Source organism: Clostridium nitrophenolicum, from assembly GCF_055391695.1.
Genome location: NZ_AP042469.1, coordinates 3284034 through 3298738, shown reverse-complemented (window position 1 = coordinate 3298738; position 14705 = coordinate 3284034). Strand labels below are relative to the sequence as shown.

Annotated in this window: 12 protein-coding genes and 2 CRISPR repeat arrays; of the genes, 8 read left to right on the top strand and 4 right to left on the bottom strand. The window is 27.1% G+C overall.

Annotated elements, in window-relative coordinates; translation table 11 throughout:
• Positions 1 to 30: 30 nt before the first annotated feature.
• Positions 31 to 520: direct repeats of the CRISPR family, unit length 30 nt; unit sequence GTTAAACCTTAACATAGGATGTATTTAAAT.
• Positions 521 to 2234: 1714 nt separating this feature from the next.
• Positions 2235 to 2597: a CRISPR direct-repeat array (repeat unit 30 nt).
• 501 nt (positions 2598 to 3098) lie between these two features.
• From cas10 to ACZ5N4_RS15715, 7 genes are read left to right on the top strand one after another with little or no spacing between them, the layout of a single operon-like run.
• Complete coding sequence (cas10, locus tag ACZ5N4_RS15745) at positions 3099 to 5228, top strand: type III-A CRISPR-associated protein Cas10/Csm1 (RefSeq protein WP_464203453.1); 2130 nt, start codon at positions 3099 to 3101, stop codon at positions 5226 to 5228.
• Complete coding sequence (csm2, locus tag ACZ5N4_RS15740) at positions 5221 to 5676, top strand: type III-A CRISPR-associated protein Csm2 (RefSeq protein WP_464203452.1); 456 nt, start codon at positions 5221 to 5223, stop codon at positions 5674 to 5676. Before cas10 ends, csm2 begins: the two co-directional genes overlap by 8 nt.
• Before the next feature lie 16 nt (positions 5677 to 5692).
• Complete coding sequence (gene csm3 / locus ACZ5N4_RS15735; RefSeq protein WP_464203451.1) at positions 5693 to 6460, top strand: type III-A CRISPR-associated RAMP protein Csm3; 768 nt, start codon at positions 5693 to 5695, stop codon at positions 6458 to 6460.
• 8 nt (positions 6461 to 6468) lie between these two features.
• Positions 6469 to 7515 (top strand): type III-A CRISPR-associated RAMP protein Csm4, encoded by a 1047-nt coding sequence (csm4, locus tag ACZ5N4_RS15730; protein WP_464203450.1) that lies wholly within the window; start codon positions 6469 to 6471, stop codon positions 7513 to 7515.
• Positions 7515 to 8591: a type III-A CRISPR-associated RAMP protein Csm5 gene (csm5, locus tag ACZ5N4_RS15725; protein ID WP_464203449.1), complete on the top strand. Its 1077-nt coding sequence runs from the start codon at positions 7515 to 7517 to the stop codon at positions 8589 to 8591. The genes csm4 and csm5 overlap by 1 nt, the downstream gene beginning before the upstream one ends.
• Complete coding sequence (locus ACZ5N4_RS15720) at positions 8588 to 10108, top strand: hypothetical protein (protein ID WP_464203448.1); 1521 nt, start codon at positions 8588 to 8590, stop codon at positions 10106 to 10108. The genes csm5 and ACZ5N4_RS15720 overlap by 4 nt, the downstream gene beginning before the upstream one ends.
• Position 10109: 1 nt before the next feature.
• Positions 10110 to 10802, top strand: a complete 693-nt coding sequence (locus ACZ5N4_RS15715) for a CRISPR-associated endoribonuclease Cas6 (protein WP_464203447.1) — start codon at positions 10110 to 10112, stop codon at positions 10800 to 10802.
• A 364-nt stretch (positions 10803 to 11166) separates the two neighbouring features.
• Here ACZ5N4_RS15715 and ACZ5N4_RS15710 read toward each other — a convergent pair whose 3' ends face one another.
• The 4 genes from ACZ5N4_RS15710 to ACZ5N4_RS15695 all read right to left on the bottom strand — a co-directional run bounded on the left by ACZ5N4_RS15710 (position 11167) and on the right by ACZ5N4_RS15695 (position 13812).
• Positions 11167 to 11445, bottom strand: a complete 279-nt coding sequence (locus ACZ5N4_RS15710; RefSeq protein ID WP_464203446.1) for a hypothetical protein — start codon at positions 11443 to 11445, stop codon at positions 11167 to 11169.
• 42 nt (positions 11446 to 11487) lie between these two features.
• Complete coding sequence (locus ACZ5N4_RS15705) at positions 11488 to 11718, bottom strand: hypothetical protein (RefSeq protein WP_464203445.1); 231 nt, start codon at positions 11716 to 11718, stop codon at positions 11488 to 11490.
• Between the two features lie 1315 nt (positions 11719 to 13033).
• Positions 13034 to 13606, bottom strand: coding sequence for a substrate-binding domain-containing protein (locus tag ACZ5N4_RS15700; RefSeq protein ID WP_464203444.1), 573 nt, complete (start codon positions 13604 to 13606; stop codon positions 13034 to 13036).
• 38 nt (positions 13607 to 13644) lie between these two features.
• Complete coding sequence (locus ACZ5N4_RS15695) at positions 13645 to 13812, bottom strand: LysR family transcriptional regulator (RefSeq protein ID WP_464203443.1); 168 nt, start codon at positions 13810 to 13812, stop codon at positions 13645 to 13647.
• A 227-nt stretch (positions 13813 to 14039) separates the two neighbouring features.
• On the opposite strand from ACZ5N4_RS15695, the gene ACZ5N4_RS15690 reads away from it, so the two are divergent.
• Entirely contained in the window at positions 14040 to 14633 is a 594-nt protein-coding gene (locus ACZ5N4_RS15690; protein WP_464203442.1) for a TetR/AcrR family transcriptional regulator, read from the top strand.
• The last annotated feature ends 72 nt before the right edge of the window (positions 14634 to 14705 follow it).

Sequence of the window (14705 nt, the reverse complement as noted above, 5' to 3'; positions counted from 1 at the left end):
AATGAAGAATAAGAAGGGCTATTTTACAGTGGTTAAACCTTAACATAGGATGTATTTAAATGTCCAGTTAGAACCTGGAGATAGTATAGCATCATAGTTAAACCTTAACATAGGATGTATTTAAATCTAAATAAAAATCTGAATGGTGATAATGGAGCTGTAGTTAAACCTTAACATAGGATGTATTTAAATAAATCTATACTATTTAATTCTAAACTATATGGAATAGTTAAACCTTAACATAGGATGTATTTAAATTATACACATAAGTATTTATTTGTCACTGGGTCTGCGTTAAACCTTAACATAGGATGTATTTAAATTTAATAATGTAAGATAAATATGAAATTGTTCTTTTGGTTAAACCTTAACATAGGATGTATTTAAATACTCCAGGCTCTGATTTATAGGCTAATGTGTATGTGTTGAACATTAACATAGGATGTATTTAAATAAATAATAAGCAGTAGCGTTCATTCCAACATTGTTAGTTAAACCTTAACATAGGATGTATTTAAATCAATCTTGTGCTTTATTAGTTTCATAAGCATTTACAGTTGAACTTTAACATGTGATGTAAGTATCTCTGGATAAAAATTACACTTAACCAGATGTAGTCACAAATAAAATACCTATAAGTTCTTCAACTGTAAGCTTTAGAGACACTTTTCGGTTCTGTATTTAAAAATAAAAAACGGCTGGTAAATTTTTAAGGAAGTCTTTATTCTAAATGCTTTTAAAGGCATAATAGAGTTATGAGTGGTTATTTTACAGTAGTTTAACCATAACATGTGATGTATTTAAATTCGGGTATTAAGTCACCATTGTTAATTAAAATCATAGTTGAACGTTAACATGAGATGTATTAAAATTAGAATATTGGATTTATATCTGCCAATTCGACTGGGTTGAACATTAACATGGAATGTATTTAAATCATATAGGACATGGATCATACATATTACAAGTATGGGTTGAACCTTAGCATAAGATGTATTTAAATTCTGGGAATTGTATTTGTGCTGTATTACTACCTAAAGTTAAACCATAACATATGATGTAGTTATCTTTGCATAAAAATTATATTTTACCAACCACAATTATAAATAAAGTAGCTCTAATACCTTGAATTATAAGCCTTAAAGTCACTTTTTAGATCTGCATTTGAAAATAATAAAATCACCTGGTAAATTTTTTGAGAAAGTCTTTATTTTCAATACATTAAAGGTTATAATGAAGAATAAGAATGGCTATTTTACAGTGGTTAAACCTTAACATAGGATGTATTTAAATCAACCACCAGCACTTTTACCAGCATTAAAATGGACTGTTAAACCTTAACATAGGATGTATTTAAATCCAAATTCCTCATATATGAGTTCAGCCTTCTTTTTCGTTAAACCTTAACATAGGATGTATTTAAATAATTTACCTTCAACCTCTGCAGTAGCTTTTTTTGCAGTTAAACAATAATATGAGATGTATTCAGGCAATTATACATTACCAACATATTGGAACATAGAATTGAAAAAAACTCCTAGAATTTAGATCTAGGAGACAACTTTATTTTCAATACTTTTAAGGGTATAATAAAAAATAAAGAATGGATACTTTGCAGTTGTTGAACTGTAACATAAAGTGTATTTAAGTGGAAGAAATGGAGCTACAACAGTAGAAATTGCAAAGTTAAACCGTAACATATTATGTATTTAAATTAATCCATTTCTAAAGTGCAATTATATCTCATATCGTTGAACCGTAACATGTTATGTATTTAAATTTATCACAGCTTACTATTCTACAGCCTGTACCTGTTGAACCGTAGCATTGGATGTATTTAAATTAAGTTTTAAATACTGCTTATAGAATGTAGTTGTGTATTGAACATTAGCATAAGATGTATTTAAACTCTCTTGAGTTTGATAGCTTCATAACCTTTAAGTCAGTTGAACTTTAACATTAGATGTATTTAAATTATATTTTTTGGAAAGCTGTTTGACCATACTCGTTAGGTTTAGCCTTAACATGTGATGTAATTACCTCTGCATAAAAATCATATTTACCAACCATAATCATAAATAAAATATCTCTAAGACATTCAACTATAAGCTTTTAGAGGTGTTTTTTAGTTCTATATTAAAAAATTAAAAAATGGATGGTAAAATTTTCGGAGAAGTCTTTATTTCCAATGACTTAAAGGATATAATAAAAATAGAGAATGGTTATTTCACAGTGGTTGAACTGTAACATAGGATGTATTTAAATCTGAAATTCTTTTATTTAATACCCCCATTAATTCTTGTTGAACTGTAACATAGGATGTATTTAAATTGTTTGTTGTTACTTCGTCTTTGCTCCTATTTGTTACGTTGAACTGTAACATAGGATGTATTTAAATCCAGAATTAAACAATCCTTGTTGCGCCATTTGCTCCTGTTGAACTGTAACATAGGATGTATTTAAATATTTTGTTAATTCCTTTTCTTTGTTCTTGTGTTTGTGTTGAACTGTAACATAGGATGTATTTAAATATCATAGGAGGCAATTGATTTATGAATAAAAGAGAAGTTGAACCGTAACATAGGATGTATTTAAATTAATTTATAACCTCCTTTAATTTATAACCTATTTGTTGAACTGTAACATATTATATACTTAAATTTTAAAGTTTCTGTTATTAAATTACCACTTGTTCTGGTGAAACTTAATATGGCATATATTTCAATGTTTTACCAACTTGTGCTGAGGACATAACTACAAGTTTAACCCTAACATAAGATGTATTTAAATGTTGCTGTTCCTTGAACTAGAATATTATTAGCTTGTCGATTAACACAAGATGTATCTATACATAATAATGATAAATATCCATTGTTGTAAATTTATAACAATAAAAGCTATGCATTTAGGAAGCTATATCCGTTTATGCATAGCTTTTTTATATATTTTGTAGTAACCACAGTCCTTTTATCTCATTTCTGAATTGAGGGTATTGATAATGATAAATCATACAATTGAAACAAATACTTGAAAATGGTATAATTTTAGACAATATATGGAGTATATTGTAATAGAATGGGGAAAAGGAGGATAAGTTATTGGAGTGTAGTAAATTAATATACGCATTTGCTAAATATTTGAAAAATATTGATAAAGAAAGATATAATAAATTATTAAATATATTTTCAATTGAGAGCAATGATAATATAGAAAAGGCATATAGGGCAGCTATAGGTAATCAGGAAATCGAACTAAGAAAGAATTCTATCTATAAGCTGAGGAACATATTATCAAATACTGATGATAGTTACTTCTTATTTAGAGAATCAAAATTAGATTTTGAGTCATTAAATAAAAATAAAAAAGAAAATAGAACAATTCAAAAATGTGTTTGGAATAATTATATTGATGAGGTACTTAATAAACTGGAATCTAGTAAGGACAACTTTAAAAGAGTTTATTATATATGTATGAAGTATTTAAGCAATATTCCTGCTATAAATAAGGAAAATTGTGATATTTCATTATTTGATATTTGTAAAATAACTTCAGCTATAGTAAAGTGTCAAGAAAAAAATGATAATCAATTTCTATTAATAAAAGGTGATTTTTCTGGAATACAAAATTTCATATATAAAACTAAGAAAGCAGATGCTCTAAAAACATTAAAAGCACGTTCTCTTTATTTAACTCTTTTGCAGGATTTATGTTCAAAATATATAGTCAGAAAGCTTGAACTTAATATCACTAATATTTTGTATAGTGGTGGGGGAAATTTTTATATTATAGCAAGTAAAGAGCAGATAGAAGAATTTAAAGAAATAAGAAAAGAGTTAAGTAAACTTTTGCTTAATGCTCATAATGGCGAACTTTATTTAGCTTTGGCAGAAGTTGAGTTTACACTAAATGATTTTAATAGCTTTGAAGAGATTTGGAAGAAAGTTGGAGACAGCGTAGGGAAAATTAAAAATAATAAATGGAATGAAATAGAGATTGAGGAAAATTTTGAAAAAATATTTGGACCTATAGATAATGGTGGAAGATTAGATCAAACATGCAATATTTGTAATTGCATATCTGATAAATTAGATGGAGAGAAAAGATGCCCTTTATGTAAGTCATATACAGAACTAATAGAAGATTCAAGAAATAAAAAGTATTATATAGAAGAAGAGATTGATTTTAATTCAATCAAAGATACTTATAAAGATATAAAGGCTGTATTTAAAGCATTAGGCTATAATATTTCTTTTACGGATAGTGTCTGTGAAGAAAATAAAAAAGTTACCATATATTCAATTAATGATTTTGATAATGATAATACAGATGGATATATTTTTAAAAGTATAAAACTTATTACTAATTCATTAGATGAAACGGCGGAAAGCAGCCAACCATTAGGGGATAATAAAATTGGTGTTATTAAATTAGATGTTGATAATCTTGGAAGTTTATTTATTAATACCAAAAGTATTGGACAAGTTGTTGGATTGAGTAGAAATGTTTCCATGTTTTTCGAGGGCTTTGTTGAAAAGGTTATAGAAAATAATTATATGCCTAAAGAGTGCAAGGAATATTTAAAAACGAAAAATTGGAAGGAAAAAATTACAATAATTTATGCAGGTGGTGATGATACCTTTATAGTAGGAAGATATGATGAGGTATTCGAATTTGCATATGTGCTTAGAGAATTATTTAGAATATTTGTAGATTCTAAGGATAAAACTTTTTCAGCTGGTGTTGGAATGTTTAATTCCAATTTTCCTATTATTAAGACAGCTGAAATTACAGAAGACTTTTTGTCAGAAGGAAAACTAGCAGAAGGGAAAGATAGAATATGCTTTCTTGGAGAAGTCTTTACTTGGGAGCAATATTTAGAATTAATTAAATTAAAAAATCTTATTAAAAAAATATATGAGAAAACACAAAGTAAAGGCATATTTGAAAAAATAGATAAAAGTACTAAAGGTTTTAAAGCGGTTTTTAAAAAAGGCAATAAAAATATAAACTATATAAAAATGTATAGGTTGGCTTATTATTTAAAAGATTTGGTGACTAAAGACAATAGTGAATTGATTGAAAGTCTAGTAAATCAATATGAAAATATATGCTTAAGTGCGGTAACAAAATCTGACTTGAGTAAGCAAGCTATGATAATACCATTTGCCAATAAGTGGGCTCAATCTAATTGTAGACGGGTATCAAGAAAGGAGAATAAGAGTGAATAATAATAGAGGCTATAATAATAAAAGTTATCATGGTAATAAAACACAATATGGACAAAACAATGATGAAGGTGAAAAGTATTCAAACTATTTTAATGAAATTATACTTAAGATTACAAGCTTAAAAGAAGGATATGATAATTATATAAATGAATGTAAGAATTATGCAAAATATTTAAAATATAAAAAATTAACTACTTCTCAAATTAGAAAAATATATAGTGATATTATGAATGCAAAAACAGCAATGGATTTAAAAAGATTAAGACCAAGGTTAGCTTATATAATAGGAAAAAATGAAGGCAGTATCGGTATTGGAAGTTTAATTGGTATTTTAGACAAAGGGATTGAAAGGTTAAGTATTAATGATGATGAAGAAGAAATAAAATCTTTAAAAGAATTTATAGAAACAATAGTGGCTTATAGAAAATATGTTGGTAATGATAAATAAAGGGGGGATTAGTAAAATGCTAGGTAGATTAATAATAAATGCAGATTTGGTTGCTAAGACAGGACTACATATAGGTGGTAGTAGTACAAATGTTGAAATTGGTGGAATGGAAAATAGTGTGATAAAAAACCATAAGGGAGAGCCATATATTCCTGGTTCATCTTTAAAAGGTAAGCTAAGAAGTCTCACAGAACTTGCTCATAATAAAATAAGCAAGAATGGAAAAGGAGAAAATCTTCCTTGTAACTGTGGTGAATGCTTTGTGTGTAAAATATATGGAGTTTCTGCCAGTGAGGAAAATAAGAAAAAGGACATAGAAATTCTGCCAACAAGAATAATAGTAAGAGATGCTTTTTTAAAAGCAAGTATAGCTGAAGCTATGAGAAAAAAAGAAGGAGAATTTAAAGAGTTAGAATTAGTATATACAGAGTCAAAATGGGAAAATTCAATAGATAGATTAAATTCTTCAGCAAATCCAAGGCCTATTGAAAGGGTTCCAGAAGGAGTTAAATTTGATTTAGAGATAGTTTATACAATATATAATGAAGGTGATATAGAAAATCTTAAATATTTAAAAGAAGGTTTTCAATTTCTTGAAGATGATTACCTAGGGGGAAATGGTACAAGAGGATATGGTAAAGTTAAGCTAGAGAATATTAAGTTTTTCATAAAAACAATAGATGATTATACAAGTAAGTCATTTGGAAATGTTAAATCTTCTGTAAATGAAATGGATGATGATTGGATTAGTAAGTTAAAAGAACAAATGATTTGTAATCAGTAGGTGATAAAATGAAGAAAGTAATATTGAGATTTAGAGATAATGCAAAACTTCATATTGGTGAAGAATTATATGATTATATATCTTCTGATAAATTGTATTCTATGATTATTAATGCATTATCATATGTTATCAAAGATGATGAATTAAATGTCATAGTAAATTCAATAAATAAAAAAGTGAAGATATCATCAGCTTTTTTAGGAATGAAAATAACTAAGAACAATGTATCAAAGAATATAGACTTTTTACCTAAGCCCTATTTATTAATTAAGGAAAAAGAAATTTCAAAAGAAGTAGAAGAAGAAAATTTGTTAAATAGAAAAAAGTATAAAAATATTACGTGGATATCTCATAATTCATTTAGAAACTTAAGTGAAAATTATAATTTAAAGGAAGAGGTAATCGATTATAGCTTTAAAAATGGATTTATTGTTAATGGAAAGTATTACATAGAAAATAATGAAGTAGAAGATGATGTGAGAAAGGTATTAGAAGATTATTCTCCAATAAAAAAAGATATGCTTCAAAGAAATACAATTGATAGACATACTAAAGAATCTATAGATACTTACTATGATTCATTTAGCATATTATCCTCTAAGGAAGTAGATGGAATAAAGGTAGAACCATATTTCTATTTTTTCATAGATGATAATGAAGAAATACTAAAAGATAAATGCATCCAATCTCTTCAGTTTACATCAATAGGTGGAAAAAGGTCTTTAGGTGCAGGAGTAATTGAAGAAATATCTATAAGTGATTGCAAATTTAATATTTGTGATAATGGAAAAATATATATAAATATTTCAATGATTTATCCTAAAAAAAGCGATTTAAGTAATATAAGCAAATATTCTTTAGAAAACAGAAATGGATTTATTTTTTCAAAGAAATCAACAAGTATAAAGAAGCCAGCATTAAGGCTGATAAAAGAAGGAAGCATTTTCACTGGAAAAGTAGAAGGTGATATTTATTCTTTTGAAGTAGAAGGCATTAATCATAATATATATGTTTATGGTAAAGCGTTCTTGTGTCCATTTGGGGGTGAAGAATAATGAATGATTTACAAAAAGATATAATAAATTTAGAAATAAAAACACTTTCACCTGTTGCAATTTTAAATGATGGTAATAGTAAATTAAGCCCTTATATAGATATAGTAAAAGATAAAGATGAGTTTGTTTTGCTAGATGTTGATAAAATTGCTGGTATCCTTATTAGTGATGAAGAATATTATAATAGATATTTACAGATTTTAAGAAACAAGAGAAGCAATAGTAAAGATAAATATACTATAAGAAATTTACTACAGGATAAGCATATAAAGCTGGAAGAGGTTGAGGCTGGTAGAATTAAATGTGGCTGCAACATAAAAGGAAATGTTGAAATAAATACATGTATTAAATCTAAAGGCATACCATATATACCAGGAAGTTCGTTAAAAGGTAGTATTAGAACAGCAGTTTTATATAATGAAATAGACAAAAAGGCTGTCGTAGATAAAAAAAAGTATAAGGAATATGTTGGACAAGATATATTTAGAAGAGATCCTAGAAGAGTTCAAGAGGATATTTTTAAGTATTTAATAGTTAGAGATACAGAAATAGATGATAGTGTTAAAACATCTATATATGAAGCTAGAAGTATAAACATATATAAGGATATCAATTCTGAAAAGTTAAATTTAGATATGAAGATACTTTTAGAAAGTATAGATAAAAGCCAGGTGCTATATTCCCAAATGATATTGAAAAATGGAATTTTTACAAAAGAAGATTTGTTTTATAAAATAAATAATTTTTATGAGAAAGTTATAAATAAAGAGTTAGAAGAAATATCAAAAGTTAGATTTAATGAAAAAAATGTACTTATAAATGAATATAGCCTTTTGTTAGAGAAGATAAGAGGATTCAAAAGAGATAATAATGGTTTTATATCAAGAGCTGGAAAATTGAAAGGCTTTTTTAGTAATACATTAGCAGCGGAACTTAGCGATGATGAAATTTATAGTCTTGTAATAAAGCTAAATAAGAAAAGAAAAAAAGGCGAGTTCCCTACAACAAAATGGGTGATTTCAAATGATAATAATATTGAAGGAACTTTTGGATGGGTTGAGGTGAAGGAAATATGAAGAATGTTGCATTAATATTAAATTTAGGAAGTCATGATCTTCAAGTTAAAGAAGGTAAGCATGAAGATATGAAAAGATTATTTTGTGATGATAATGAAATGGTAAAAATGCTTGAAGAAAGTTATGGAGTAGTAGATAATTTTAAGTTATTTACTGAAAAATTATTAAATTACTATCCTAAGGGATTGGAATATATTGATTTGCCAATTATAAAATCTGCTATGGAAAAAGTTAAAAATGATTTGGGGAATGATAAATTAACAAAAATTGTATTTATGGTTACAAATCAAGATCATAAGAAAGATACTATAAAATTAGGTGAAATATTATTAAAAATAAAAAATGACAATAAGAATAAGGAATTAAAAGAAAAGATCGGGTTGGCTGGACTTAAAGATACACCTAAAGTTAGTACTTCATGCATAGATATAAATCCATCAGACTATGATTTGATGATGAAAAAATATGAAGAAGAAGTAGCTAGACTTCAAGGTGCTGAAAAGTTATTCATAGAGATAACTGGTGGAACTCCAGCAATGTCTACAGCCCTTCTATTTAATGCAACAAATCAAATTAATAAAAAGGTAATTCCATTTTATATAGATAGAAAAAGTAAAGACGCATATAGTCTTACAATATCAGAATCATTAAGAAAAGCTGATAGTAAAAAGCAAATTTGCTTATTTATAAAAAATCAAAATTATAAAGGCGCTGAAACACTAGTTAATGATTATGCGAGTAAATATGATGTATCAGAGAAAAAACAGGTTTATATAGTTTTAAATATGATTCAAGCAGCATCATCAAGAATTGAATTTGATTTTGATATTGCTGAAAAATATATAAAGAAAGTTAAGGATGAAAGCCCTAAAAGCAGAGATATATGCAATAGCTTTCAAAATTATATACAAAAACTAAGAGACGGAAATGAGACATATTTGATTAATGAGTTAAAAAACAATGCTATATATAAGTATAATAATGGGGCATATACAGATTTTCTTGGTAGAATATTTAGAATCCAAGAAGATATATATAGTAATATTTTATTGATCAAAAATGTTGTTGTAGATAAAGAAGATGGAAAATTATTTCTAAAAGAAGAAGCATTATCAGAGGCTCAAATAGATAAGCTGAATAGTGCAGAAATACAACCAGGTGTTAAATTACAGTACAAGGATCGTGAGCTTAATATAGAATCAATGAAAAAAATATTAGAGATAATATTAAAGGAAAATTCTTTGGAGTTTGAATTGGTGAATGAATGTGCAAAATTAAAGAGCTTAAAATCCCTAAGAAATAAGAGTATATTAGCTCACGGTTATAATGGTGTATCAAAAGAAAAAATTGATGAATTCGCTGAAAAGGAATTTGGAGATGTTGTAATAGATAAATATCTTGATAATTTAATAATAAAATTTACTGAAATTTTTGATGGGAATTTTTTGGATGATAGTTTCTATGATAAAAATAGTAAATTTAACAACCATATTATAGAACTTATAGAGGAGATTTAAAATGAATTTCTATGAACTGAAAATAGTGGTAAAGCTATCAATAGATATGAATTTTATTGAAGTTCCTTATAATATAGGTGTATTTATAAATAATTCTATGTTGAAAACAGCTTTACTAAGAAAAATTCATGAAGAAAAGTTTTATAAATATGTATATGATACTTTTTATCCAATAGAGAAGGACAAGGTATATAAAAAAGATAAAATATATTCTTTTCGACTTAGAAGTATGAATATTCAATTGCTAAACAAAATGGCAATAGCTATTTATAATCATAATTATAACAATATTAAAGCTATAGATGTTGATTTAAAAATGCAAGAAGTAGATAAAATTAATGAAATATATACTTTAAAACCAGTTATTGTCACTATAGATAGTAAGCCTTGGATTAAAGAAAAACATTCAGTAGATTTATTAATGAAAAGGTTAAATGATAATTTAGAGAAAAAACTTAACCAAATTGGAGAAGAATATGGAGCTAAGGAATTAGGAATGTTCATTAATGAAATAGAAATTTTAAATAGATTTCCTATGAAATATAGTTATAAATCCATTAATTTATTGGGGAACAAAGTGCAAATAAAGGTTAATCAAGATGAGCTTAGTCAGAAAAAGGCTCTAATAGCAATTGCTTTAGGGTTAGGGGAAAAAGGAAGTAGTCTTGGAGCTGGATTCTGCGATTATAAATAATATAATATTATTTTCAAGATATGGATTTAAGATTATTAAACATTTAGATAATAACATTTTACCAACCTAAATTTAAAGTAAAGTACCTTTTAAGCTTTGATAAGTAAGGCTTTAGGTACTTTTAAATTTGGCTCTTATTAAATTAAAAGTCACTTGGTAAAATTTAAAGAAAATCCTTTATTTTCAATAGAGTGAAGGGTATAATGAAAAAAGGAAATGGCTATTTTATAGTAGCTTGAACCATAACATAAGTTGTATTTAAATTCGTCATTTGGATTTATAGTTTCTACCCAACCTGTGTTGAACCATAACATAAGATGTATTTAAATATAATTACAACTGCGTGTCCGTTAAATTTTTTCAGTTAAACCTTAACATAGTATGTATTTAAGTATAAAGAATGGAGATGAGTTTCCGCCATAGCTGTCATTGAATTATAACATAAAGTATATTTAAATGATCCGTTTTTATTGGCTACGATCTGGAATTTAACTAACTGACCATAACATGTGATGTATTTAAATTCTATAGTTTTTTGTACTGCATCAAGTCTTACTTCAATTAAACCATAACACAACATGTATTTAAAAATGTTAGCTGGTTTTCCATCACTTGTCGATATGTCAAAGTTGAATCTTAACATATGATGTATTTAAATGTTGCAGAGAAGCTATAAGCTCCTAGATTATATTCGTTTAACCTTAACATATAATGTATTTAAATCAATAAAAATTCCATTGACCACAATTCCAGCATTTTGTTTAACCATAACATGAGATGTATTTAAATATTGCAGTAGTTCCGTCTTGCTTAGTCCAAGTAACTCTTGAATCCTAACATAGGATGTGCCTAGCCTTATGAATAAACTTGCGACTTTCTTATAGCAACTAAGTCCTATAGATATATCACCAACCATAAATAAAAGCTTTATATCTCTAAAGATGTGAAATATAAAGCTTTTAGAGGATTTTTGATTTAGCTTTTTTAAAATAGAAAATCAGCTGGTAAATTTTTTGAGAAATTCTTTATTTTCAATGCTGCAAGGAATATAATAAAAAATAGAACTGGCTATTCTTCAGTAGTTTAACCACAACATGGTATGTATTTAAATACGTTTAGCAGTTATGTAACTATATCTTCCATCCCCGTTTAACCACAACATGGTATGTATTTAAATGAAATAGAATTTAAATCTTTGTCTAAGTTTTTAACGTTGAACCTTAACATGGTATGTATTTAAATTCATAAGTAAATGCCTTTAACTGTTCATCTACTAGATTAAACTTTAACATAATATGTATTTAAATATTACTATTGTTCCATTAGGTACTCTTTCTTCCATATGTTGAACCTTAACCAGTAACGTATTAAATGCGGATAAGCTTGCGATTTGCATTAGCCATTCACCGTTTAACCATAACATGTGATGTATTTAAATACATGCTAAGTAGTACCGAAGCAGTGACCAGTTTGTGTTGAATCTCAACATATGATGTATTTAAATTGATTACTTGTACCAAACATCAAAACTGTTGGAGCTATTGAACCTTAACATCAGATGTATTTAAATGAAGTAATGTCAAAGTAAAATGCATATCCTTTTTGTTGAACCATAACATAGAATGTATTTAAATACCTCACATCCTCTAGCCTTATCTGTTTCATAAGCAGTTTAACCTAAACATGAGATGTATTTAAAATTATTATTGTATACATCTCCTAATGCCATAATTAAGTTAAACCATAACATACGATGTAATTATCTCTACATAAAAATTACATTTTACCAGCTGTACTCACAAACAAAATACCTCTAAAGCCATCAAATATAAGCTTTAGAGGTGTTCTATTTGCTTATATTTAAAAATAATAGAACCAGCTGGTAAATTTCTGAAGAAGTGTTTATTTTCAAGGCTTTTAGAGGTATAATAGAAAATGAGAATGTCTATTCTTCAGTGGTTTAACCTAAACATGAGATGTATTTAAATGCTTTGTCTTTACTCTTATGAAAAGTTTCATTTAGGTTTAACCTAAACATGAGATGTATTTAAATTATGAAATACCTGTAATTTTATCTCTTTTTAACATTTGTTTAACCTTAACATGCGATGTATTTAAATAGATATAATCTGTAAATTTTCCATGGATTTTTAACATTAAACCATAACATGTTATGTATTTAAATGGATCAAGAGCATTGACCAGAACTATAGGCCTTATAGTGTTAAATCTTAACATAGGATATATCCATTTGTTCTTATAATAAGCACATATTGCTGTGATTTTAGTATCAGAGCACCTACTTGAAGTTCTTTCAACTTACCATTTTTAAGTTCTCCTTCTACTGCAAAACGAGGCAAGAAAGAGATTCCTAAGTTACTTGCAACACATTTTTTTATGGCTTCAATACTCCATAGTTCAATTGTGTTATTTAATTTTATATTGTTATCATGAAAGTAATTTTCAAGTATCTTTCGATAAATAGATTCAACTTCATTAATAATAAGACTTGCATTTACCTCTTGGTTTGGTTTGCAAAGGTCCAATTCATCTTGCTGAAATAAAGATGAACATACTAAAGCTAAGTTGAAATCTGCCAGTTGAATAGTAGTCAAATTATCATTTTGAGTGACCACATTGTACATTAAACCAATGTCTACTTCACCCATTAATAAGATATTTCTTATAGCAAAACAATTAAGTGTAATGATAGAAAGTTTTACATTAGGAGCTCTCTCTTTAAATAAGCCGAGCACCTTTTGTAATTTATAAGACATCAATGATTCTGGAACTGCAATCTTCAATTCTCCTGTAATCTTATTACTATACTTACCGATACTCTCTATTTTTTTACCGTATCAAGTAATTTATTTGCATAAGATATCAATTCTTTCCCTAAGGACGTTAACACCATATTACGGCCGATTTTTTCAAATAGTTTGATTGAGAGCGCCTGTTCTAATTGTTGAATTTGAGATGTAACAGTAGACTGAGTATATCCCAGGTTCATTGCCGTATTTGAAAAATCACCTTCTTCTATAATACTTCTAAATGTTTTAAAGTTTCAACAATGTAGGAAATGATAACACTTTATTGTATCCTTAGTTTGCTTTTTATACTACTATATAAGTTTAAGAGAACTAAATATAACATTGACAACTGATAGAAATTAAAATATAATTAGAATGAACATTCGATTTAATGATTTTTGCAAAAGTTCTAATACGGAGGAGTATCATGTTTGAGAATTACAATAAAGTTCAGGCAGCTGTGCTAGAGACTACACTTCGACTAATAAGTGAAAAAGAATTGCAAGCTACCTCTATGTCTCTGATTTCTAAAGAATCAGGAATATCAACTGGAAGTATTTATCACTATTTTGATAGCAAAGAAGCTATCATAAATGAGCTTTATAAAGGAATTGTTAAATTTCATTCTGAGCAAATACTAAAAGGTTTTTATTCCAATGAAACAATTAAAGAACGATTTCAACGAATTTGGGAAAATTTTATTCAGTTTGGTATAAATTATCCTAAGGGTTTTCAGTTTATAGAGCAATATTCATTTTCACCATATATTACTGATGAGGTAAAAAAGGAAATATATGATGGAGTCTGGTGCGGAAAAGTTGCAATGCTTTATTCAGAAGCCATAGAACAAAAGCTATTTATTGAATTAGAACCTAAATTAATGGTTCAAATGCATTATGGGTCTATGGTTTACTTATTAAAGTCATATTTTCAAGGTAATACGGATCTTACAGAGGATATTATTCAAACAGCGATTTATGCATGCTGGAATGCTGCAATCAAAAAAGAGAAAAACTTATAATTTTCTCAAGCATATGCATTGGAGATTTAGCAAGAATTAAATTATAAATTTCTTGATTTCCTTTATAAGTGG

Coding starts and splice junctions, on each gene's coding strand:
- csm3 (WP_464203451.1), top strand. CDS start 5,693: ATGCTAGGTAGATTAATAATAAATGCAGATTTGGTTGCTAAGACAGGA.
- csm4 (WP_464203450.1), top strand. CDS start 6,469: ATGAAGAAAGTAATATTGAGATTTAGAGATAATGCAAAACTTCATATT.
- csm5 (WP_464203449.1), top strand. CDS start 7,515: ATGAATGATTTACAAAAAGATATAATAAATTTAGAAATAAAAACACTT.
- ACZ5N4_RS15720 (WP_464203448.1), top strand. CDS start 8,588: ATGAAGAATGTTGCATTAATATTAAATTTAGGAAGTCATGATCTTCAA.
- ACZ5N4_RS15715 (WP_464203447.1), top strand. CDS start 10,110: ATGAATTTCTATGAACTGAAAATAGTGGTAAAGCTATCAATAGATATG.
- ACZ5N4_RS15710 (WP_464203446.1), bottom strand. CDS start 11,445: ATGTTAAGATTCAACTTTGACATATCGACAAGTGATGGAAAACCAGCT.
- ACZ5N4_RS15705 (WP_464203445.1), bottom strand. CDS start 11,718: ATGGTTGGTGATATATCTATAGGACTTAGTTGCTATAAGAAAGTCGCA.
- ACZ5N4_RS15695 (WP_464203443.1), bottom strand. CDS start 13,812: ATGAACCTGGGATATACTCAGTCTACTGTTACATCTCAAATTCAACAA.
- ACZ5N4_RS15690 (WP_464203442.1), top strand. CDS start 14,040: ATGTTTGAGAATTACAATAAAGTTCAGGCAGCTGTGCTAGAGACTACA.